This window comes from Bdellovibrionales bacterium (genome assembly GCA_041662785.1).
GTDB lineage: Bacteria > Pseudomonadota > Alphaproteobacteria > UBA9219 > UBA9219 > UBA8914.
The window spans coordinates 58,273-79,490 of sequence record JBAZRW010000005.1; the positions used below are offsets into that span (position 1 = coordinate 58,273).

At 55.0% G+C, this 21,218-nt stretch carries 20 protein-coding genes; 7 read left to right on the forward strand and 13 right to left on the reverse strand.

Translation table 11 applies throughout. The features are described from left to right. Nucleotides 1-111: 111 nt before the first annotated feature. The 4 genes from WC612_05495 to WC612_05510 are packed head-to-tail and all read right to left on the reverse strand — an operon-like array spanning nucleotide 112 to nucleotide 3,502. Nucleotides 112-798, reverse strand: a complete 687-nt coding sequence (locus WC612_05495; GenBank protein ID MFA6280226.1) for an asparaginase domain-containing protein — start codon at nucleotides 796-798, stop codon at nucleotides 112-114. Between the two features lie 30 nt (nucleotides 799-828). Further along, nucleotides 829-1,803 carry a class II fructose-bisphosphatase gene (gene glpX / locus WC612_05500; protein MFA6280227.1) on the reverse strand — a complete coding sequence of 325 codons (975 nt, stop codon included), beginning with the start codon at nucleotides 1,801-1,803 and terminating at the stop codon, nucleotides 829-831. A gap of 9 nt (nucleotides 1,804-1,812) precedes the next feature. Next, nucleotides 1,813-3,102 (reverse strand): homoserine dehydrogenase, encoded by a 1,290-nt coding sequence (locus WC612_05505; protein ID MFA6280228.1) that lies wholly within the window; start codon nucleotides 3,100-3,102, stop codon nucleotides 1,813-1,815. Nucleotides 3,103-3,112: 10 nt separating this feature from the next. Continuing rightward, on the reverse strand, nucleotides 3,113-3,502 hold the full coding sequence (locus tag WC612_05510) for a hypothetical protein (GenBank protein MFA6280229.1): 390 nt from the start codon (nucleotides 3,500-3,502) through the stop codon (nucleotides 3,113-3,115). 89 nt (nucleotides 3,503-3,591) lie between these two features. On the opposite strand from WC612_05510, the gene phaC reads away from it, so the two are divergent. Further along, nucleotides 3,592-5,427: a class I poly(R)-hydroxyalkanoic acid synthase gene (gene phaC, locus WC612_05515; GenBank protein MFA6280230.1), complete on the forward strand. Its 1,836-nt coding sequence runs from the start codon at nucleotides 3,592-3,594 to the stop codon at nucleotides 5,425-5,427. 127 nt (nucleotides 5,428-5,554) lie between these two features. Here phaC and WC612_05520 read toward each other — a convergent pair whose 3' ends face one another. Both WC612_05520 and WC612_05525 read right to left on the reverse strand, forming a co-directional pair. Continuing rightward, entirely contained in the window at nucleotides 5,555-5,752 is a 198-nt protein-coding gene (locus tag WC612_05520) for a hypothetical protein (GenBank protein ID MFA6280231.1), read from the reverse strand. A gap of 913 nt (nucleotides 5,753-6,665) precedes the next feature. Beyond that, a complete protein-coding gene (locus tag WC612_05525) occupies nucleotides 6,666-7,145 on the reverse strand; it encodes a gamma carbonic anhydrase family protein (protein MFA6280232.1) in 480 nt (159 codons plus the stop codon). Between the two features lie 117 nt (nucleotides 7,146-7,262). Here WC612_05525 and recO point away from each other — a divergent pair, with 117 nt between their 5' ends. Both recO and WC612_05535 read left to right on the forward strand, forming a co-directional pair. Next, nucleotides 7,263-7,883 (forward strand): DNA repair protein RecO, encoded by a 621-nt coding sequence (recO, locus tag WC612_05530; protein ID MFA6280233.1) that lies wholly within the window; start codon nucleotides 7,263-7,265, stop codon nucleotides 7,881-7,883. Further along, on the forward strand, nucleotides 7,844-8,026 hold the full coding sequence (locus WC612_05535) for a hypothetical protein (GenBank protein ID MFA6280234.1): 183 nt from the start codon (nucleotides 7,844-7,846) through the stop codon (nucleotides 8,024-8,026). The genes recO and WC612_05535 overlap by 40 nt, the downstream gene beginning before the upstream one ends. A gap of 72 nt (nucleotides 8,027-8,098) precedes the next feature. Here the strand turns inward: WC612_05535 and WC612_05540 are convergent, their stop codons facing one another. After that, complete coding sequence (locus WC612_05540; protein ID MFA6280235.1) at nucleotides 8,099-8,275, reverse strand: hypothetical protein; 177 nt, start codon at nucleotides 8,273-8,275, stop codon at nucleotides 8,099-8,101. On the opposite strand from WC612_05540, the gene parC reads away from it, so the two are divergent. After that, nucleotides 8,274-10,520, forward strand: a complete 2,247-nt coding sequence (gene parC, locus WC612_05545; protein MFA6280236.1) for a DNA topoisomerase IV subunit A — start codon at nucleotides 8,274-8,276, stop codon at nucleotides 10,518-10,520. The genes WC612_05540 and parC overlap by 2 nt on opposite strands. A gap of 16 nt (nucleotides 10,521-10,536) precedes the next feature. Here the strand turns inward: parC and rlmN are convergent, their stop codons facing one another. Genes rlmN through hisS form a run of 4 tightly spaced genes read right to left on the reverse strand, consistent with a single transcriptional unit; the run spans nucleotide 10,537 to nucleotide 17,061 of the window. Further along, nucleotides 10,537-11,691 (reverse strand): 23S rRNA (adenine(2503)-C(2))-methyltransferase RlmN, encoded by a 1,155-nt coding sequence (rlmN, locus tag WC612_05550; GenBank protein MFA6280237.1) that lies wholly within the window; start codon nucleotides 11,689-11,691, stop codon nucleotides 10,537-10,539. A 45-nt stretch (nucleotides 11,692-11,736) separates the two neighbouring features. After that, complete coding sequence (locus tag WC612_05555; GenBank protein MFA6280238.1) at nucleotides 11,737-12,366, reverse strand: invasion associated locus B family protein; 630 nt, start codon at nucleotides 12,364-12,366, stop codon at nucleotides 11,737-11,739. Nucleotides 12,367-12,399: 33 nt separating this feature from the next. After that, the gene (locus tag WC612_05560) at nucleotides 12,400-15,684 is read right to left on the reverse strand and encodes a transglycosylase domain-containing protein (protein MFA6280239.1); all 3,285 of its coding nucleotides are present in this window, start codon (nucleotides 15,682-15,684) and stop codon (nucleotides 12,400-12,402) included. Between the two features lie 27 nt (nucleotides 15,685-15,711). Then, a complete protein-coding gene (hisS, locus tag WC612_05565) occupies nucleotides 15,712-17,061 on the reverse strand; it encodes a histidine--tRNA ligase (GenBank protein ID MFA6280240.1) in 1,350 nt (449 codons plus the stop codon). Between the two features lie 133 nt (nucleotides 17,062-17,194). Between hisS and pyrC the strand changes: the two genes are divergently transcribed. Genes pyrC through WC612_05580 form a run of 3 tightly spaced genes read left to right on the forward strand, consistent with a single transcriptional unit; the run spans nucleotide 17,195 to nucleotide 20,331 of the window. Then, the gene (gene pyrC / locus WC612_05570; GenBank protein ID MFA6280241.1) at nucleotides 17,195-18,271 is read left to right on the forward strand and encodes a dihydroorotase; all 1,077 of its coding nucleotides are present in this window, start codon (nucleotides 17,195-17,197) and stop codon (nucleotides 18,269-18,271) included. A gap of 6 nt (nucleotides 18,272-18,277) precedes the next feature. After that, complete coding sequence (locus WC612_05575) at nucleotides 18,278-19,306, forward strand: ATPase, T2SS/T4P/T4SS family (GenBank protein ID MFA6280242.1); 1,029 nt, start codon at nucleotides 18,278-18,280, stop codon at nucleotides 19,304-19,306. A 23-nt stretch (nucleotides 19,307-19,329) separates the two neighbouring features. Beyond that, nucleotides 19,330-20,331, forward strand: coding sequence for an ATPase, T2SS/T4P/T4SS family (locus tag WC612_05580; GenBank protein ID MFA6280243.1), 1,002 nt, complete (start codon nucleotides 19,330-19,332; stop codon nucleotides 20,329-20,331). Between the two features lie 22 nt (nucleotides 20,332-20,353). On the opposite strand, the gene WC612_05585 is transcribed toward WC612_05580, so the two are convergent. Both WC612_05585 and WC612_05590 read right to left on the reverse strand, forming a co-directional pair. Next, complete coding sequence (locus WC612_05585) at nucleotides 20,354-20,641, reverse strand: hypothetical protein (GenBank protein ID MFA6280244.1); 288 nt, start codon at nucleotides 20,639-20,641, stop codon at nucleotides 20,354-20,356. A gap of 48 nt (nucleotides 20,642-20,689) precedes the next feature. Beyond that, on the reverse strand, nucleotides 20,690-21,034 hold the full coding sequence (locus tag WC612_05590; GenBank protein ID MFA6280245.1) for a hypothetical protein: 345 nt from the start codon (nucleotides 21,032-21,034) through the stop codon (nucleotides 20,690-20,692). Nucleotides 21,035-21,218: the final 184 nt, after the last annotated feature.

A 21,218-nucleotide genomic window follows, 5' to 3' on the forward strand; every position in this document is an offset into this window, starting at 1 on the left:
AAGGTTAGAGGTTCGAAAGGTTAGTGGTTCATTTTCTCACAATCGTCATCCCGCCGAAGGGCGGGATGACGGTAAAAGGAAACGACAGGACATAACGTATTCCACCACGCTCTACACAAATGGAATCGAAATACTTGGATAAACAACCAGTTTTTCTGAAGATTCTTTTGGGTGCAACTCCAATGCACGAATATGTTCAAGGGACTGATACACTTTGCCATGATAAGCAGCAAAGACTTTACCTCCACCCGTTGTTTCTTGACCAAAGATATAATTCATCGTCGCAATCGCGGCCAAAACGTTTTGTGGAGCATCGCTTCCTAAAAAGCCAAGGGGCAAAGAACTGCCCGTCACGGCAATGATTTTTTTATCCAAGACGGGGGTTAAGCGATAAAGCGCCTCCGTAACCTTTGGAAGCAGATAAGTGCCTACGGTAACAAGAACGCGTTGATTATCAATGCAAGCCACAATATCGAGCAGTTGTTTAATATCATTTATGACAAGATCGCGGCTATCTTTTGCAAAAGGATCAAAGGCCGAAAAGATATCGTCATTGATCCCCCATTTTTGAATCTCATTCATCACACGTATGGACGGCTTCGATTGAGAAGGGATGATCGTTTCCAATGTTGGGGAGTAAGAAGACGAAATCGTCCCACCAATGCCGATTAGAGCAATAATGCTGGGGTTTGATATAAATCCTTCCTTCGCGAGCATAAAGAGTATCGCATCGCGCTCCTCACCTTGTGGGGGCTGATAGGTGACAATCAATTTTTCAATATCTTCGCTTTGAATCATGTAAAACCCCTTCGCTCTCTTATTTATCCATCACGCAAACGGCTTGCGGTTAAAGTTATGGTGCGCGGTAATATAACGCACCGTACCGGTGCGTGAGCGCATCACAACGCTATGCGTGATCGCGCCGCCTGCAAAGAGCCGCACGCCCTTTAGCGTCGCGCCATTCGTCACACCCGTCGCGGCAAACATCACATCGCCATAGGCCAACTCATTTAGCTCGTATTTCTTACCCAAATCCGTAATGCCCGCCTTGGCGGCACGTCCTTTTTCCGCATCGTTACGGAACACAAGGCGGCCTTGCATCTGCCCGCCGATGCACTGCAAGGCGGCAGCGGCCAAAACACCCTCTGGCGCGCCGCCTGTGCCAATATAAAGATCGATGCCACTATCGGGTTCGGATGTTGCGATCACGCCCGCCACATCGCCATCGCCAATCAGCATGATGCGTGCGCCACAGGCGCGAACGCGGGCGATCAACTCCTGATGACGCGGACGATCAAGAATACACACTTGCAGCTCAGCAAGTTCCGCGCCCTTAGCCCTGGCAAGGTTCTTCAGGTTTTCTTCCGGTGAGGCATCAAGATCGACGACGCCATCGGGCAAGCCCACGCCCACGGCAATTTTATCCATATAAACGTCCGGCGCATGCAAAAAGCCGCCCGCCTGCGCCATCGCCACAACCGCCATCGCGTTGTAGCCGCCCGTCGCGCAAATTGTCGTGCCTTCCAAAGGATCCAGCGCAATATCGACCTTAATACCCTTACCCGTGCCGACTTTCTCGCCGATATAGAGCATGGGGGCTTCATCGCGCTCACCCTCGCCGATCACCACCGTACCCTCAATGTCGAGAACATTCAGCGCCCTGCGCATGCCGTCCACGGCCATTTGATCCGCCATCTTTTCATCGCCGCGTCCAACCATGGTAGCGCAGGACAGCGCCGCCGCCTCGGCCACGCGGCCCAATTCCAAAGCCAAATTACGATCCATATAGGCGTCTTTATGCATGGTCTTCCCCTATTCCTGTTCGATACGAAGACAAAGCGGCTCTTCCCACACGACATCCAATTGAGCCATGCGCGTAAGCGCTTCGCGCAGCTTAGACTCGTTTGTCTTATGAGTCACGATAATGACAGGTACGCTACTTTCCGGCTCGCGCCCCCTTTGTATGATGGACTCGATGGAAATGGCGTGATCGCGCAAAATCGCAGCAATATCGGCCAAAACACCCACTTGATCCCTCACCTGAAGGCGCAAATACCAACGCCCGACGCGATCCTCTGACGGCAGGGGCTTGATGTCCTCAAGACTTGCGGCAGGCCGGATCCAAGGCTTGACCTTTATGTCCCGCGCGATGTCAACCAGATCGCCCACCACAGCGCTGGCCGTGGCGGCAGCCCCTGCGCCGCGCCCAATCAGGTTGAGCGGCCCCACGGCATCACCCTGCAATTGCACAGCGTTCATAACATCATCAACAGAGGCAAGCGGCGAGGACAGCGGCACAAGACACGGGCTGACCCGCTGTTCAATTCCGCCCTCATGAAGCTTGGCGACCCCCAACAACTTAAGGCGGTAGCCAAGCTCGGCAGCATAAGCAAGATCAACGCTGGCAATCCGGCGAATGCCTTCAATCGAAACGGCCTCCATCGTCGGCTTCACACCAAAAGCCAGAGCCGTAAGGATGCAAAGCTTGTGCGCTGTATCAAAGCCGTCCACGTCTGCCGAAGGATCAGCCTCGGCATAGCCAAGCGCTTGAGCCTCTTGCAACACATCCGCAAACTCCAGATGATCACGCGCCATGCGGGTTAAAATGTAGTTGCACGTTCCGTTCATGATTCCTTGAACAGAAAGGATGCGGTTCCCCATCATGGCCTCGCGCAGGGTCTTAATAATAGGAATGCCACCGCAAGCCGCTGCCTCAAACGACAGGCTAACGTAGTTCGCTTCAGCCAAAGCCCCTAACGCAACGCCATGATGGGCAAGCATAGCTTTGTTCGCAGTCACCACGGCTTTGCCAGAAGATAGCGCCCGTTCGCATAACGTCTTGGCAATGCCCTCCACGCCGCCGATCAGCTCCACCACCACATCAACATCCGGCAAATCGGCCAGCAAAGCCGCATCATCCACAAAGCGAACGCCCGAGATATTAAAGGAGCGCGCCTTTTGGGGATCCCGCGCACTCACGGCAACGACCTTGATCGCCCGCCCCACCGAGGCCTCAATTGAGGCCTCATTGTCCTTGAGTAATTGAAAGGTTCCCCCGCCAACGGTTCCAAGACCGGCGATGGCTACGTTGAGGCTTTTCATGAGAGGACTCCTATGGCTTGAGGGCAGAAAAAGGCACATCGTCTTGTTGTGTCGTCTCCTGCGTTCGGCCTTCCTCACCATCAAGCTGAATGTTTCGGATGCGTTCCATTTCGGCCTGAGCCTTCATGTTGTCAGAAGCAAGCGTTTGCCTGTCTGCTTCACGCGTCGACAGTTTGGAGAATCTTGGTTTTTTGTCAGGCACATCGGCAAGGTTCGGCCAGCTTTGGTCGCTCGCCCCCGATGGCACACCGACAACGCGCGGCGCGTTTAGAACGGGCTCGTCCGGCTCACCTGTCAGCCACTGCGGCCCGCGCACGTCGGCGCACGCGCTAAGAAAAAGGGTAAGGAAGAAAAAAACAAGTTTCTTACACTTTGGGGCTGATTTCGATTCACTTTTCATGGTATGAGGAGATCCCACCTGAGTTTACCTTCATCATCATAGCAGTCTTCCGCTCTTCCTATCAAAGAAAAAGACTCAACGGTAACCGTATGACAAACAAAACAAACGATGCCCCCTCTCCCGAAGCTCAAGCCCCCGATTTCGGCGCTATGACGGCCAAGATTATGACCATCGCCGCGCGAAGCCAAAAGCTGCTTACCGCCTACATCGAGCGCAACAAGATGACGATGGGCAAGATGCCCGCCTCTGATTCCGCGCATATTGGCAAGGCCTTTGCCGAGTTTGCCCAAAAAACACTGGCGGATCCCCATCGCTTTGTAGAAACGCAAATCGCCTTTTGGCAGGATTACGTCACGCTGCTAAAACGCACCGTGGCAGCCGCCTCGGCCTCCCAAAAAGCCGAGCCCGTCATTGCGTGCGATCCTTCCGACAGGCGCTTTAAAGACCCCGCGTGGGAAGAGAGCTGGATCTTTGACTATATCAAGCAATCCTACCTTCTGACCTCGCGCTGGGCGCAAACGCTGGTCGAGGACAGCCACGGTCTTGATCCCAAGATCGCCCACAAGGTCAAGTTCTATACAAACCAGATGCTTGATGCGATGGCGCCATCCAACTTCTGGATGACGAACCCCGAAGTACTGCGCACGACGCTTCAAACACGCGGTGAAAATCTGATTCACGGCCTTGAAAATCTGCTAAGCGATATTGAGCGCGGACACGGCAAATTGATGATTTCGATGAGCGACAGCTCCGTCTTTCATCTTGGCGAGAATGTCGCCACAACCAAAGGCAAAGTCGTCTATCAAAACGATCTGATCCAGCTGATCCAATACGCGCCACTGACGGAAAGCGTCAACAAGACGCCCTTCCTGATCGTGCCGCCATGGATCAATAAATTCTATATCCTTGACCTGAAGGCCGAGAATTCTTTTATACGCTATCTGGTGGAACAAGGGCACACGGTGTTTTGCATCTCATGGATCAACCCCGATGCTCGCCACGCGAAAATGGGCTTTGACGATTACATGATGCAAGGCCCCATCGCCGCCGCCGTCGAAATCGCCAAGGCCACAAGCGAAAAAGAGCTAAACATCCTTGGCTACTGCATCGGCGGCACGCTGGTTGCCAGTGCGCTGGCTTGGCTGGAAAACGCGGGCAGCGCCAAACCCGAAGGCATGCCCGCCATTGCCTCAGCCACCTATCTGGTCACGCTCATCGACTTTGCCGAGCCGGGTGATCTGGGCGTGTTCATTGACGAAGACCAAATCGCGCTTCTTGAATCTATGATGGAAGGCCAAGGCTATCTATCCGCTGGTGTGATGGGATCAACCTTTGCCATGCTCCGCGCTAACGATTTGATCTGGTCGTTCGTCGTCAACAATTACCTGATGGGTCACGATCCCTTCCCGTTCGATCTGCTGTCGTGGAACATGGACTCCACCAACTTGCCGCAGGCGATGCACAGCTATTACCTGCGCAATATGTATCTTGAAAATAATTTGATCCAACCCAACCGTCTCTCTATGAAGGACGTGCCGATCGACCTGACCAAGATCAAGGTTCCCACCTTCTGCCTGTCCACGTTCGAGGATCATATCACGCCGTGGCGCTCAACCTACGTCGCCACGCAGACCTATAGCGGCCCCGTGACGTTCTGCCTGTCAAAAAGCGGTCATATCGCGGGCGTCGTCAATCCTCCTGCCAAGAAGAAGTACGGCTATTGGACAAACGACGTGGCCAAGTGCCCCGCCGATCCCGACGAATGGCTTAAGGGCGCAAGTGCGCACGAAGGCTCATGGTGGCCGGAGTGGATCAAATGGCTCTCGCAGTACGCCGGAGAAAAAGTCGCTCCACGCGATCCCGCCACGAACCCGAACGCAACCGAAGACGCCCCCGGCAGCTATGTGAAGACAAGGGTGCTTTAAGGCGTTGGTCGTTTAATAAATACTGGCTCTTGTGGATATACCTTTTCCTTTAGCGTCATACCCGCGCCCATGTTCCTCTGCTTTTGAAAAAGGCAAAAACAACAACGCGGGCATGACGAAAAAGTGTTTAGTCTCCGCGCCCATAGTTATTGTATGGATTGCCATCTGGCGCTGAACGATAGTGCGGTTCAACATAAGTTCCATCTTGGCGAGAGTACCCGTTAACATAAACATCATCGGGGGAACGCCTATAGGATGAGGCCTCGACAGAACCAGAGGCACATAGACCGATAAGCGCGATTAAGAGAACAAGGGATTTATTCATAGCGGATTCCTTTCATCTGTTGGGTGTGGTCGTAAATCGTCAAGGGAATTGAGGTACGCATCGCAATCCTTTGGCGGCGAAACATCGAACTGTTGACCATTGGGAGGAGAGATAGGGAGTCCACAAGGATGACTTGCGGCTAAAGCAAGGGAAACGTGCAACCCGATCCCTAATCCAACAAGCAAACCAATTCCCAGACCCAAAAGAAGAGCAAACCGCCGCCCTGTCTTTCCTGACAGACGGAACCCCTTTTTTTGATGAATGAAAAACAAAGCCCACTTCCCCCAAAGGCCAGCGGACGAATTTCCGCTGGTGGCTGGGAGTTCAGAAACCGCCGTTAGACGATTGCAGAGGCCTTTGGCCGCGAGGCTTGGACATACGCCACTGCCTCCCAGCCATAGGGGCCGGAGGCAGCGTTTGTATCGGCAACGCTATGTGAACACTGACTCAAGAGCCAATGCCACACGCCATTCAAAACTGTTTTGAAAACAATCCTGTTTTCGGACAGGTTTTGTATGGCTAACCGCTAACGGAAGGGTTCTGACACCCCACAAAGGTAGGAGCATTCCTACCTTGCAGGGATAGAATGAGACAAAATAAGGTCTTGGTCAATAGGGAAAGAAAAATAGACCTCTTGCATAACCCTCCGTGTCATTCCGGACGAGCGCCTCGCTTTAGCGAGACGCGATGATCCGGAATGACGATGCATTTTGGGGGTAACACCAACCGCCTTTTAAAATGATCCATTTAAAAAACAAGAAAACGGGATCCCCGCTTTCGCGGGGATGACGCTTGTGAATTGATATTAAAAACAAATCCGTCATTCCCGCGTAAGCGGGAATCCCGTTTGGTTTCTTTCTTAATGAGTCACGTCATAGTGCCGTTGGTATAACAACGGTTATAAAAACGTCTATTACTGATACGCCTTGGCCAACATCACATATTCCTCGGCGCGGAAGGTGAATTCGGCCCGTTCGGCATCATTGATGTCGCGCCAGTACTTGGCCGGAGAGCCCGCCCATATCTGCCCACTCTTCACAACCTTATGGGGCGTGAGCAAAGCCCCCGCCGCCAGCATCCCCCCACGCTCAACCCGTGCGCCATCCATCATCGTTGCCCGCATGCCGATAAACGCGCCGTCCTCAACCGTACAATCATGCAAAAGAACGCCGTGGCCGATGGTCACGCCGTCCCCAATGATCGTGCCCTGCCCGCCTTCGGTGACATGCACAATCGTGCCGTCCTGAAGGTTTGTCTTGGCCCCGATGCGGATAGGCGCAACGTCGCCACGTAAAACGCACATCGGCCAAACAGACGCTTCCGCGCCGATCACAACATCGCCAATCACGACAACAGACGGCGCCAGAAAGGCGCTTTCGGCGATTTGGGGCATGACCCCACGAAAAGGAAGGATGGTAGGCATAGGGTTAAATGAGTTGATAAGGTCGAGCCTGTCAACCCCCAAACCCCGATCTTGATCCCTTTGGCCAGTCTGCTAGACTCGCTCCCCATGGAATGGAAAGACGAAGGCATCGTGTTATCGGCAAGGCCGCATGGCGAGACAGCCATGATCGTGACGCTGCTCACGGCGGCTCATGGCTGCCATGCAGGGCTGGTGCACGGTGGGCAAAGCCGCCGCCGCCAAAGCCTGCTTCAGGCAGGCAACCATGTTGAGGCGCGGTGGAACGCACGGCTAACCGATCACCTTGGCAACTATACGCTAGAGCCTTTGACCGCCTTTGCCGCGCCGTGGCTGAGCGACCCCGAAATCCTTGCCCTCCTTGCCAGCGCGACCACAATCATTGAGGCCAGCCTGCCAGAGCGCCAGCCCATGCCGCGCTTGTTCGACAGCCTGATCGCGTTGTTCTCTCTGCCCGATAGGAGTCTGTGGGCCCCCGCCTATATCCGGTGGGAAATGGGCGTGTTAGAGGCGCTGGGCTACGGCATGGATTTGTCCTGCTGCGCCCTGACGGGGCCAAGAACGGCCTTGCCTTTATCAGTCCGCGCACAGGCCGCGCCGTCACGCAAGAGGCCGCCGCGCCCTATCACGGCAAGCTGCTGCCCCTGCCCTCTTTCCTGTGCGGCAACCCAATGTGGGATGAGAGCGACATCCTGCAAGGCCTTGACCTGACGGGTCATTTCCTCTCGCGCCATGTCTTTGCCAACCCGCAAAACCGCCGCCTTGTGCCCGAAGATGGAACGCTGCCCCAAGCCCGCCAGCGCCTTGCGGCCTATTATAAAAACCGCCTTGAGCGAGCCGTTGCGGTTGCGTGAATCACTTGGAGCGCATACATTGCGAGGCTAAAGCCTAGCTCGTTTAGTAGGGATCCGATTTTCCCCTTAGCGTCATCCCGCTGAAAAGCGGGATCCAGCTGCGCCGCGTCTGCGGCGCATAAGAGTCTTATGCCGCGCGGACGCGCGGCACTGGATTCCGGCCTTCGCCGGAATGACGATAATGGAAAAATTTGTTTCCATCTCATCAAAAGCAATCTGATCAAATCCAAAGGAATTTCGCGTCACCATGTCTCGCACGACCACCAAGACCAAAGGCAGCGATCTGCCGCCGCAACCCATTTTGGACACCAAGCTGTCCGAGGCTCTGTCAGGGCGGTATCTGTCCTATGCCCTGTCCACGATTATGGCGCGGTCGCTGCCCGATGCCCGCGATGGCATGAAACCCGTTCACCGCCGCCTGCTGTTTGCGATGACGGAGCTAAAGCTTGCCCCCAATTTGCCCCCCAAGAAATGCGCGCGCGTCGTCGGCGATGTGATTGGTAAGTATCACCCGCATGGCGATAGTTCGGTCTACGATGCGCTCGTTCGCCTTGCACAAGATTTCAACCAGCGTTATCCCCTGATCGAGGGGCAAGGCAACTTTGGCAACATCGACGGCGATAACGCCGCCGCGATGCGCTATACCGAGGCGCGCCTGACAGAAGTCGCCCGCCTGCTCATGGACGGCATTGACGAGGACGCGGTCGATTTCCGCGAGACCTATGACGGTAGCGGGCGTGAGCCTGTCGTCCTCCCCGCCGCCTTTCCCAACCTGCTCGCCAACGGCGCGGCAGGCATAGCCGTCGGCATGGCCACGTCCATACCGCCGCATAATGTGGCCGAGCTGTGCGACGCCATGCGCTATCTGATCAAGACCCCGAACGCGAGCATTGATAAGCTGGTGGATTTTGTGGTCGGCCCCGACTTCCCGACAGGCGGCCTTATGATCGAGCCTCGCGCTTCCATCGTTGAATCATATCGCACGGGTCGCGGCTCCTTCCGCCTTCGCGCCAAGTGGGAGAAGGAAGAGATGAAGGGCGGCGCGTGGCAGATTATCGTCACCAAAATCCCCTATCAGGTGCAGAAATCCCGCCTCATCGAAAAAGTGGCGGAGCTTTTGACAAACCGCAAGCTGCCTTTGCTTGACGATATCCGCGACGAGTCGGCGGACGATATCCGCCTTGTGCTGGTTCCCAAAAGCCGTAACGTCGATCCTGCGATTTTGATGGAAAGCCTGTTCCGCCAGACGGATTTGGAAGTCAAGATTCCGCTTAACCTCAACTTGCTGGACAAAGATTGCGTGCCGCAGGTGATGGATCTTCGCGCCGCGATGCGTTGTTACCTTGACCACCGCCAAGACGTGCTAATCCGGCGCTCACGCTTCCGCCTTGCCAAGATCGAAGAGCGGCTAGAGATGCTGGCGGGATACCTGATCGCGTACCTCAACCTTGATAAGGTCATCAAGATTATCCGCACCGAGGACGAGCCAAAGCCTGTGCTGATCAAAGCCTTTGCGCTGACGGACGGCCAAGCCGAAGCCATCCTCAACATGCGTTTGCGCTCCTTGCGCAAGCTGGAAGAGATGGAAATCAAGGGTGAGCAAAAGGAACTCTCTGGCAAGCAGGCCGATCTGAAGAAACTCCTGAAAGACGAAACCTTGCGCTGGCAGCATATCGATGAAGAGCTGGTGGCGTTGAAAAAGACTTTTGGCAAGAACACCACGCTGGGGGCACGCCGGACACAGCTGGCCGACGCGCCAGCGCTGGCGGATGTCGTCTTCGAAGAACCCGTGGTGCGCGAAGCGATCACCGTCGTGCTGTCTGACAAGGGCTGGGCGCGCACGATGCGCGGCCACGAACTTGCGCGGGAATCCATCAAATACAAGGAAGGTGATGAGGAGCGTTTTATCTTTGAAGCGGAAACGACCGACAAGATTTTGCTGTTCGCAACGAACGGGCGCTTTTATACGCTCTCTGCCAATAAGCTGCCCAGCGGGCGCGGCTTTGGCGAGCCTGTGCGCCTGATGATCGATTTGGCGCAAGAGGATGAGATTATCGGCATGATCAAATACGAAGAAGCCGCGAAATACATCGTCGCCAGCACCAATGGTTATGGCTTTATCGTCAAAGCATCGGATGTTTTGGCGCAGACCAAAAACGGACGCCAAGTCCTCAACCTTGGGGACAAAGCGAAAGCCAGCAACTTCGCGCCTGTCGATGGCGATCATGTCGCCGTGATCGGCACGAACCGGAAATTGCTCGTCTTCCCGCTTGATCAACTATCAGAGCTTGGGCGCGGCAAAGGCGTTATGATCCAAAAATATAAAGAAGGTGAGCTGTCGGACATCAAAACCTTCAACCTTGAAGAGGGCCTGACATGGGCCTCGGGTGAGCGCACGCGCACCGAGATCGACCTTCGCCTGTGGATGGGCAACAGGGCAGGCATGGGCCACCTGCCCCCCAACGGCTTCCCACGGACCAATACGTTTTCGTAAAAGCTTAAGCGAAGGTCTACTCGTCACGCTCGTGGGTCGCGCGTTCTTTTACGCTCGCGGATTTGAGCTGGCCACAAGCGGCCATGATATCGCGGCCTCGCGGCGTGCGGATGGGGCTGGCATAGCCCGCGCGATTGACGATATCGCCAAACTTTTGAATCGTCGCCTCGTCCGAACATTCATAAGGGCTGCCGGGCCACGGGTTATAGGGCAGCAAGTTGATCTTGGCCGGAATGCCTTCCAAGAGCTTCACCAGCGCCCGCGCATCGGCGGGGCTGTCGTTCACGCCCTTCAGCATCACATATTCGAACGTAATACGCCGCGCGTTTGTCGCTGTGGGGTAGTCGCGGCACGCTTGGATCAATTCGGCAATCGGGTATTTCTTATTCAGCGGGATCAAAACATCGCGCACCTCATCCGTCACGGCGTGCAAGCTAATCGCCAGATTGACGCCCAGCTCCGCACCACAACGACGGATCATCGGCACAACGCCAGAAGTGGACAGCGTGATCCGGCGCTTGCCAATTGCAAGACCGCCTTCATCCATGACAATCTTCAGCGCCTTGGCAACATTGTCGTAGTTGAACAAAGGCTCGCCCATGCCCATCATCACAATGTTGGAGAGCATGCGCTTTTCAAGGTCGGGGATTTTCCATTCGTTCAGCACGTCCCGCGCCAGCATCACCTGCATAAGGATCTCGGCCGCATCCAGATTGCGCACAAGGCGCATCGTCCCCGTGTGGCAAAAGCTGCATTTGTTCGTGCAGCCAACTTGGCAGGAAACACACAGCGCGCCGCGATCCTCTTCGGGGATATAGACGGCCTCGACCTCATGCCCATCCGCCATCGCCAGAAGCCACTTACGCGAGCCATCCACTGACACAGGCGCGGCGCTCACGGTTGGCCGCCCCACCACAAAATGCGCGGCGATCTTTTCCCGCGCCGCCTTGGCCAGCGTCGTCATGTCGTTAAAATCGGTATGGCCGTGGCAGTACATCGCCGTCCACAGCTGCTTGGCGCGGAAAGCCTCTAGGCCCAGCGCGGCCATCTCGGCCTTCAGCTCATCCAGCGTCAGGCCGACAAGGTTGCGCTTGCCGTCAATCAGGATTTCGGACGGCGCAAACCGCGCCGCATGGCCAAGGATGTTATCGGTGTTCATAGGGAATGTCATGGGCGCATCAATGCCCTATAATCGGCATGTTTGTCAAAAGTTGCGTTAATGCGTCTTTTTGACCGTTTTAGGCGGCGTTTTGGTGCTCTTTTGGGTCACTTTTGGTGTCGTTTGAGCCGGTTTTTGAACCGCCGCCTTGGGCTTAGCGACATCAAGCCCACAAGCCTTGCCGATCGCGTAATAGGCGTCTCCGGCTCCCTTCAAATTGACCACATCGGCCAGCGCCGCGCCGGAGGCCAGCGTCCCCGTAAGCGTAGCGCTTTGCCCTGTCCGCAGTGCAGAAGCGATGGCGCGATCCGTTGCGCTGTCACGCGACCACGCCGTGTCGTCCTGCGTGAACATATCGAACTTCTTACCGCCAATCTGAACCGACACGTCGCTGGCGGGTTTAAATTTCGCACCCGCCGCATAGCTAACAACATCCAGTGCCCCTTCGGAAGGACGCTGCGTGATCATCAAAACAATGTCGCCGCGCTTGGTTTTCTTCTCGCCCTTTTTCACGGGCGGCTTGGCCGTAATCGTCATATAACAAGCAGAGGCATTGCCTTCCGTCATCTGATAGGCTGACCAATAGCCAAATTGGCCAAGGCTTTTAGGCCCAGCCGCCATAGTCGGCGCGCTAAAAGCCGCCAACAGTGTCCCAAAGACAAAGAAAAAGACAATCCGTCGAATCATAGGAAAACCATACGGCAGAAAGCCGCCCTTTGTCTATTGTGGCAAGATATCCATCATCAAGTCTTGATTGGATTCCGGCGGGACATAGGTCGGTTTGGGCGCGGCCTTAGGCTTGGGCGGCTTCACGGGTTTAGGTTTTTCCACCACGACAGGCGGCGCGGCAACAACGGGAGCCTGTGGCGTTGTTGGCGTCGTTTCCGGCGCTGGCGTTGCCGAGGCTGGCACAGGTTCTGGCTCCTTTGGCTTGGGCGCGGCGATGAGCGGCTGCAACACGGGCGCAAGAGATTTAAGCATCTGAGCCGAAAGGGCGCTGGTAAACTTATAGTTGCCCGCCTCCTCGCCCGCGACATGCGCCGTGACCGTTCCAAAAAACTTATCGCCGATATAAAAAACGATCGTGCCCGTTCTGTTCACAACGCGCGATGAAATCAGGCGATGCCCCGCGCCATATTCGTCATAGCGATGATCGCCTGTCCCTGTCTTACCGCCGATGATCAACGGCCTCCCCTCTTCATCAACATACGCGCCGCGCAAGCGACGCGCCGTGCCGTTTTCCACGACCTCCATCATCGCGGCGCGCGCCACGCGGGCGATGGCAGGGTCTAGGACGCGCTCAATCTTATTGCCTGCTGGCGCTAAAACAGTTTCAAACGGCGTGCCCGTGGCAAAGTGCAACTCTTCGAAACGCTGCATCGGCTTACGCAACCCATCGTTCAGCAAGATGCCTGCCAGCTCGGCCAAAGCGCCCGGCCTATCCGCTGAGCTTCCAATCGCCGTGGCGAAACTGGGCGTCAGTTTGTCAAAGGGATAGCCAAGCCGCGCCCAACGCTGCTGAATCCGCGCAAACGCGTCCAACTCAAGCAAAATACGAATGCGCGTGTCCTGCGCCCCTTTTTTGTTGGGATGGAAAAGCCATGCATAGCTTTCAAGGCGGATGGGTTTACTTACCGCAAGCATGGCGCTCCGCGACGCATTCGGGTTGGCCATCTTATAAGACACAAGCCAAAGCTCCAGCGGATTAAGGCCCGTGATATAGCCGCGGTCCGCAAGGTTATAGCGATCCACCGGATAGGAATCATACAGCTTACGCAATCGCTCTTGATCCAAGGGAACGGGCACGGCTTGTTTCATATAAGACTCAAACGCAACATAGGAAGCCTTAGGCTGCAGCGAGCGGAAAAGGATCGCCCGCGCGGTCGCGCCCTTATGCGCCCGCTTGGTCGCTTTATCGATCATCTCGTCAACGCTAAGCTTGGCGTAATCGGAAATGTATTTGTTCAGAAAGGTCATCCCTTCCTTATCCGCATAACGCTCAAGATAGTCTTTGCGGGCGGGATGGTCAGGATCACTAAGCAATTCCTGCTTCGTTTGCTGGCCTTGCGCGATAGTGTAATTCACGATGTCGCGCATCAGGCGGATGAACACAAGGTTGACGGAATCGCGCATCGCTTCACGCAAATCCATAATCCGGAAATCTTCTGCTTTTTCAAAATTCACAAACGTCATCGCGCCGCCGCCCGTGAAAAACGTCTCGCCTGAGTTGCCAGAATACTTGCGATCCATCGCGGCTTGCAGCATTTCATCCAAGGACGCGTCAGGATGCGAGGAAAGCCACACCGTCGCCCATGAGGTCAGAACGTCGGGCGCTTCCTCTGTCAGATCCTTAAGGTCCTCAACGGACAATCCCGCATAGCGGCGATAAAGCTCGCCGACGATTTCAAGATAGGTGATCAGCGTGCGGAGTTTTGCCGTGGAGCCTAAATCCAGTTTCACTCCTTCATTCATGTCCAAGGGCGCATCGATATTGTCGGCCTGCACGCGCAGCTTGTTGCCATCCGCGCCTCGCTCGTACAGCAAAACGCTCCAGTTGATTTTGCTCAGGTCATTGGCGGTGTCAAGGAGACGGAAGCCATACATGCCAATTGCCTTAACATGCTCAGGATCTCCCATTTTCTTCAAAAACGCCGTCACGCCTTTTTGAGCCGTCTGATCCAGCGTGCTTTGCGCGGTCAGGTCAAGACGATCCAGCTCATACAAATTGCGAAGGCCCAACATCTTGAGAAGGTGGGCGCGCAGCGCGTTCGTGGCCTTTTGATCCAGAAAAGCCATGGAGGGTGACGGAGGCGGTTCTGGTAAAAAGCGGAAAGTGGCCGACCGCGTCGCATCGCGCAAGGCCATCGAAATCACGCCCGCCTTCGTCAGGTTCTCTAGCGTCTGATCCGTTAAATCATCCAAAGCCGTCCTATCCGTCAGCAGATAATAGGTCGGGCGGCGCTGCGAGAGGATAAGCCCCAAAGCCTCGCGGTAGGCCGCCGCCTTAAGCCGCAAGGAATCCTCATCCGTTTCAGGAAGGTTCAACGCCGTCATCATTTCCGGCAACTCACGGCCAAACCACGCCCATAGTCCATCACCAATACTGTTAATCTCGCCAAAGCTGGGGCGGGCGCTTAGCGGCGTACTGTTCAAGTATTCTAAGACAATATGCTCGCGCGCAGCGCGGGTGTCCTTTCCGTCCAGATAAACGCGCAAGCTGGCCGAGGCGATCTGGCGCAGCTTATCCGTAATGCCTGCCGTTTGGCCACCCGGAGAAAAACGGAATTTCTCAATCTGCGTGGCCAGCGTGCTGCCACCACCCAAATTGATGTTAGGCGCAAAAAGTTTAAGCCCCTGCCCAAGCGCGGCATAAAAGAAACGATCCCATTGAATGGCTGGATTGCGCGTAACCACTTTGTCGGTCTTAAGCAGATCGCGATCCTCAATAAAAAGGAGCGTATCAACAAGGAGCTTGGGGATACTTTTGAAATCGGGAAAGATATGCGAGGGGTAGCTTGTTTTGTACAAAAGGCTGCCGCCTCGGTCACGCAGCATCAGTCCGGCATCAATCTTAGGCCGATAAATAGGATAAAGACCTTTTTTAACCAGCTCACGGTAAAGCTCCGACGTTCGCGCCTGCTCGATAATATGATAGTCGTAGCTTTCCAGCGTCTTCATAAAAAAGGGCAGATAGCTGTAACCGAGCCGCTGGTTATACGGGCCTGCATGGGGCGCAAGAAAATCAACCGCCGCGCCGTCCTTCACCACATAGGTCAGCGAAGGGGCCAACGAGGAAAGATAGTCGGCTTGCATTCTTGAGGTGCGGATTTCCTCGCCAACAAAGAAACCGACTACGCCGCCAAGCCCCAGCAAAAGAATAAGAGGCGCAAGCCAGATAATCCTTGGCACACGCATTTTATAGGGCCTGTACGTCTGCGCGTGCCCCCCACGACGCTTTGAAGCATGGGGCAGTTTTCCTTTATGCTTCGAACGGGAGGACGTCATACCCAAAAAACCTGCATCGCTAAAAGTTTAAAGAGTCAAAAGTGCATGAAGCATAGAGGCCAGATCGGCCCGTTTGACTTCATGTTGCTCTTTCTTGGCAAGCACCTTGACCAGCACTGTTCCCGCGGCCGCCTCGGTCACGCCAAACAGAATGGCCAATGGCATCCCCGCCTTATCGGCGTATTTAAGCTGCTTATCAAGCTTGGCGGGCTCAAGATAATTCTCAACCGAAAAGCCCGCTGCGCGAAGCTCTGCGCCCAAGGCCAAATAGTCTGCCGACAACGAGGCTTCAAGCTGCGTGATCAGCACCTGCGTCGTATGCGGCACGGGCGGCAATAGGTTAAGCGAAGCCAACTGTTCATACAAACGCGTTGCCCCAATGGACAAGCCAACGCCCGGTAGTTTGGATTTCGTGTAAAGCCCCGCCAGATTTTCATAACGCCCGCCCGAACATACGCTGCCGATTTCAGGGTGCGCATCGATCAGCGTTTCGTAAACCGTGCCCGTGTAGTAATCGAGGCCCCGCGCAATCGCCAGATTGATGCGCGTGCGCGCCTCCGGCACGCTAAGAGCGCGAAGCGAGGTCACCATCGTGGTCATCTCGGCCAAACCTTCTTGGAATAAGGCGTTTTCAACCTTTAAATCCCTAAGCGCCGCCAGCATATCCTCTTTGCTGCCCTTAAGCGCTACAAGCTGCAAAAGCTTGCCCGCAACATCATCACCAACGCCAAGGGCGACCATCGCAGCGCGGACTTTTTCCTCGCCGATCTTGTCCAACTTATCGATCTCACGCAGCACGAGTTTTTGCACTTCGCCATCGCTGACTCCCCAAGCCTCTAGCAGGCCCAGCAAAATCTTGCGGTTGCTGAAATGGATTGTGAACGCGCCGATCCCAAGCTCGGTAAAAATCTGCACGATGATGGCGGGAAGCTCTGCATCATAGGCGGGATCCAGCTTATCCTTGCCAATCACGTCGATATCCGCCTGATAAAACTCGCGCATGCGCCCTTTTTGGGGACGCTCGCCGCGATAGGAGCGCTGGATTTGATAGCGGCGGAAGGGAAAGGCCAGCTCGCGCTCATGCTGCGCGACATACCGCGCCAAGGGGACGGTCAGATCAAAGCGCAAGGCCATGTCCGGCGCGTGCCCTTGCTGGATCGCACCCGTCGATTGGACGAAGTAAACCTGCTTTTCCGTCTCGCCACCCGATTTGGTCAGGATAATGTCCTTCAGCTCAAATACAGGGGTTTCGACCTGCACAAAGCCAAAGCGCTCGTACCCGCGACGGATCACGTCCAGCATATGCTGGAAAACCATTTGATCGCGGGGCAAAAGTTCTAAAGTACCGGACGGCGTGCGGGGGGGGATTAGGGACATAGGGCAAAAACTCTGTTGATGTTAAAAGAGGTTACACCCTATTTATAGCTTCCTCTTCCCTTTTTAACCAATCTCTTTTTTCTCTGCCATTTTGGTCTATAATCACTTCGAATCTCTCCTGAAAGCCCCATCCATGCCCCCCCTTCTGACCCTTACAATCCCCAAACCCGACGACTGGCACTTGCACTTGCGCGATGGCGTGGTACTGAAGGCAGTTTTGCCCACTACCGCGCGGCATTTTGCCCGCGCCGTCATTATGCCCAACCTGAAGCCTGCCATCACGACCACGGCGGCGGCAGCGGCGTACCGTGAGCGGATACGGGAGGCCCTTCCCCCGCCTATGACCTTTACGCCCCTTATGACGGCCTATTTGACGGACACTACCGATCCCGATGATCTAGAGCGCGGCTATAGCGAGGGCGTTCTTTTCGCGGCCAAGCTTTATCCCGCTGGCGCAACGACTAATTCCGATCAAGGCGTGACGGATATGCAGGCCATCTCGGCCATCCTTGACCGCCTGCAAAAAATCGGCATGCCGCTGCTTATTCATGGCGAAGTGGCCGACCCCACCGTCGATTTCTTTGACCGCGAGGCCGTGTTTATTGACCGCGTTCTGATCCCCCTGCGGCGCAATTTCCCCGCCTTAAAGATCGTTATGGAGCATATCACTACGCGCTATGCCGCCAACTATATTGTCAGCGAGGCACAGAGCAGCGGGGGCAAACTGGCCGCCACCATCACCGCGCACCATATGCGGATCAACCGCAACGCTATGTTTGAGGGAGGCATGAATCCGCACCATTTCTGCCTGCCCGTTGCCAAGCGCGAGGAAGACCGCCTAGCCGTTGTGATAGCCGCCACCTCGGGCGCGCCCATGTTCTTTGCCGGAACCGATTCCGCCCCCCATCCACGCACGGCCAAAGAATCCTCACATGGATTTGGCGGCATTTTCTCGGCCCCCAATGCACTCGCGCTTTATGCCGAAGTCTTTGAGGAGGCAGGCGCTTTAGATCGCCTTGAAAACTTCCTAAGCCTCAATGGCCCCGCCTTTTATGACCTTCCCGTCAATGCGGCTTCGCTCAAGCTTGAGAAACAAGCCGCGCCCGAAGAGCCTCTTAAGTCGATTTTAACGGAAGACGGGCAAGAAATAGTAACCTTCCCCACCGAATCGCGCCTTTCTTGGCGCGTTGCTCCAAAAGAACCCTTGTAGGTTTCTATGTCTCAAAAAATCAATGACCTACCCTTTATTGATCTTTATGTCCGCCTTGATGGGACGGAGGCCCCCATGTATCGCGCACGTGAGCGCGGCAACAGCATCTATAACCAGCTCGTCCCCGCCGATTTCATCCCCGCCGTCGAACAATTCGGCGTGATGATCCGTGCCGAGATGCAAAACCTCTCCGACACGACCCTAACCTATGAGGGCATTCGCTGCCGCCTTTCCAAACAGGTCATGGCGGACGGAACCCTGTGGGCTTGCGCACGGCAGATCAATTCCGAGCTGCCCGACATTAACAAGCTGGGCTTTGCCCCCCATATTTGCGGCCATCTGACCTCTTTAGGAAAGCGCGAGGGGCTTATTCTTGTGTCCGGCTCAGCCGGTCATGGCAAAACGACGACGGCGGCAGGCCTGCTAATCAATTATATGAAAACGTATGGCGGGACGGCCATCACGATTGAGGATCCCGTCGAATACATCCTGAAAGGCCGCCACGGCGAGTATGCTCAATGTTTCCAGATTGAAGTTAAGAATGATGATGACTGGGCCCCCACCTTAAAACGCGCCTTGCGCTGGGGGCCGCGTTACATTTTCGTCGGAGAAATCCGCACGCCACAGGCTGCCGAACAACTGCTCCACGCGGCAACAACAGGCCACACCGTTATAACCACCTTGCACGGTGGCATGCCCGAAGAGGCCTTAACTGGCCTTTTGTTTATGGCGGAGCAATCCATGGGCAGCGGCGCGGCGGACATTCTGGCAGGCTGTTTGACAGCGCTGTTGCACCAAACCATGAAAGAAGAAGGCCCCTTCGTGCGCTATCTTTTCACCGAGGAAAGTGCTCCCGGCGATCCCATTCGCTCGCTGATCCGCGAAAATAAAATCGGCATGATGTCCACCTATATCGATCGTATCGCCGCACGCCTTGCCAACCAACCCATACCCTTTGGGCAAAATCCGCCACCGCAACAACAAATGGTGGAGGCTCACGCGCCTCTTCCTCCCCTGCCCCCTATCCGCAGATAGCCGTTACAAGGAGTCTCCCCATCATGTTTACCTCAGACACCCCTCCCGCTAGCAACAAACTTTGCGACCTGTCCTTTATGGATCTTTATATCCGCGTCGATCATCCCGCGCCTGCGCGATACCGTTGCGCCGCGCGCGATTACACTAACAATTGGACACGCGTCCTTCCCGAAATCTATAAAGACGAAATTGAACGCCTTGCCAACCAGCTGCGCGGCCAGATCGATAGCCCTGACTCGGCCTTTGCGTATGACGGGATGCGCTTTCGCCTCTCCTATCAGCGCCTTGCCAATGGCGAGGACTGGGTTGTTCTGCGGCGCATCAGCGCGCGCGTCCCCAAACTGGAAGACCTTAACTTTGCGCCGCATATCTGCACGCATCTGCGCCGCCTTGGGCAGCGTGACGGCCTAATCATCATCTCTGGCGCGACAGGCAACGGTAAAACGACCACGGCCTTCGCCCTTCTCAACGACTTTTTGCAAAACTTTGGCGGCGTGGGGATCACCATCGAGGATCCCGTCGAATATGCCCTTGATGGCCCCGTGGGCGAGTATGGCTATTGCTATCAGGTGCAGGTGAATAAGGATGAGGATTGGGCCTCGCCGCTCAAACGCGCCTTGCGCTGGACGCCTCGCTTCTTACTGGTGGGCGAAGTGCGTTCGCCCCGCGCGGCTGAGCAAATCCTTCGCGCCGCGACGACAGGCCATTTGGTAATCACCACCATCCACGCAGGATCAATTGAAGAAAGCCTGATGGGGCTTATGCACCTTGCCGAACAAGGCATGGGCAACGCCGCCAATTATATGCTGGCGCAAGGCCTGACGGCAGGCATGCACCAAACGCTCAATGCCTCGGGGCCGTTTTTACGTTATGTGATGACTGAGGAAAACAACAACGGCGACCCCATTCGCTCTCTCGTGCGCGAAAACCGCGTGGGCATGATCAATTCCTATATCGATAAGCAGATTGCCCGCATGAACACCATTCATGGCAGCGGCAGCGCGCCCTTACAGGGAAAAAGATAAGAAAGCGCAGGGTCTTAAGGGTCTAGTGAGTGGGATAAGGCGCTAAAACCGTAACGGCATATTCCGCAGCCTTAATTATTATGGGACGGACAGCATCGCTTCCCCCCTTCTTATAAAGCTCATCCGTAACATCTTTTAAACAAAGACGCGCACCCATCTGCTTTTCGGATACAGCCACGACCAAATTCTGGCCTACCTTTACCATTTCTGACACGTCGCCTTGTGCTATGGCGTTTTGAGCCGAGGCGATTAATTCTTCTGCCCCTTGACTATCATAATCGCGACCAATATAGGAAGAACAAATGAACATGTTGGGTGTTTCCTTTTCTAATAACAAATCACTGGGATAATTTCTTTTTTAATTAATAATCTCATCCATCTTCATGTCAACGAGAAATTCAATAGCACGCATATAATCGTGGCGGCGGAGCTTGGCGACATGATCGACGCCAAACTCGGCTTCGACGATCATCTGGACTGTTTCTTGGCGGACATTCTGGTTATAGGCAACATAGGCAAGAAGGGCATAAATAGAAGTAAGTTCGCGGTCGTTAATTCGCTCGATTTGAGGGGCTGTGGTTTTATCGGAAAATTGAGGCATATCGGTAGAGCAAGAGACTTTAAGCGTTTCGGCAACCTTCACCATATGCTCGCGGGAGGTTGTGTCGACGACGGGGCGTTTATTGGTTGTGGGTTTGGTCATAATGCTCTCCTTTTTAAAAAGTTATTGTAAAACAGGCTGTTGCCAACGCTTCCTTTTGATTTTGTGCTCTGAAAAGCCGCCTAGGCTCTCCATCGATTTTTGTACACTACACGAAAAGATTGTTTTCCGCAACTAAAAAGTTCTGTTGCATTACTTTCTTGAAGGTGATAGTGTCGTTTTCAGA

Excerpts from the sequence above, each read along its gene's own strand:
- WC612_05495 (MFA6280226.1), bottom strand. The coding sequence starts at position 798 with ATGATTCAAAGCGAAGATATTGAAAAATTGATTGTCACCTATCAGCCC.
- glpX (MFA6280227.1), bottom strand. The coding sequence starts at position 1,803 with ATGCATAAAGACGCCTATATGGATCGTAATTTGGCTTTGGAATTGGGC.
- WC612_05505 (MFA6280228.1), bottom strand. The coding sequence starts at position 3,102 with ATGAAAAGCCTCAACGTAGCCATCGCCGGTCTTGGAACCGTTGGCGGG.
- WC612_05510 (MFA6280229.1), bottom strand. The coding sequence starts at position 3,502 with ATGAAAAGTGAATCGAAATCAGCCCCAAAGTGTAAGAAACTTGTTTTT.
- phaC (MFA6280230.1), top strand. The coding sequence starts at position 3,592 with ATGACAAACAAAACAAACGATGCCCCCTCTCCCGAAGCTCAAGCCCCC.
- WC612_05520 (MFA6280231.1), bottom strand. The coding sequence starts at position 5,752 with ATGAATAAATCCCTTGTTCTCTTAATCGCGCTTATCGGTCTATGTGCC.
- WC612_05525 (MFA6280232.1), bottom strand. The coding sequence starts at position 7,145 with ATGCCCCAAATCGCCGAAAGCGCCTTTCTGGCGCCGTCTGTTGTCGTG.
- recO (MFA6280233.1), top strand. The coding sequence starts at position 7,263 with ATGGAATGGAAAGACGAAGGCATCGTGTTATCGGCAAGGCCGCATGGC.
- WC612_05535 (MFA6280234.1), top strand. The coding sequence starts at position 7,844 with ATGTGGGATGAGAGCGACATCCTGCAAGGCCTTGACCTGACGGGTCAT.
- parC (MFA6280236.1), top strand. The coding sequence starts at position 8,274 with ATGTCTCGCACGACCACCAAGACCAAAGGCAGCGATCTGCCGCCGCAA.
- WC612_05540 (MFA6280235.1), bottom strand. The coding sequence starts at position 8,275 with ATGGTGACGCGAAATTCCTTTGGATTTGATCAGATTGCTTTTGATGAG.
- rlmN (MFA6280237.1), bottom strand. The coding sequence starts at position 11,691 with ATGACATTCCCTATGAACACCGATAACATCCTTGGCCATGCGGCGCGG.
- WC612_05555 (MFA6280238.1), bottom strand. The coding sequence starts at position 12,366 with ATGATTCGACGGATTGTCTTTTTCTTTGTCTTTGGGACACTGTTGGCG.
- WC612_05560 (MFA6280239.1), bottom strand. The coding sequence starts at position 15,684 with ATGACGTCCTCCCGTTCGAAGCATAAAGGAAAACTGCCCCATGCTTCA.
- hisS (MFA6280240.1), bottom strand. The coding sequence starts at position 17,061 with ATGTCCCTAATCCCCCCCCGCACGCCGTCCGGTACTTTAGAACTTTTG.
- pyrC (MFA6280241.1), top strand. The coding sequence starts at position 17,195 with ATGCCCCCCCTTCTGACCCTTACAATCCCCAAACCCGACGACTGGCAC.
- WC612_05575 (MFA6280242.1), top strand. The coding sequence starts at position 18,278 with ATGTCTCAAAAAATCAATGACCTACCCTTTATTGATCTTTATGTCCGC.
- WC612_05580 (MFA6280243.1), top strand. The coding sequence starts at position 19,330 with ATGTTTACCTCAGACACCCCTCCCGCTAGCAACAAACTTTGCGACCTG.
- WC612_05585 (MFA6280244.1), bottom strand. The coding sequence starts at position 20,641 with ATGTTCATTTGTTCTTCCTATATTGGTCGCGATTATGATAGTCAAGGG.
- WC612_05590 (MFA6280245.1), bottom strand. The coding sequence starts at position 21,034 with ATGACCAAACCCACAACCAATAAACGCCCCGTCGTCGACACAACCTCC.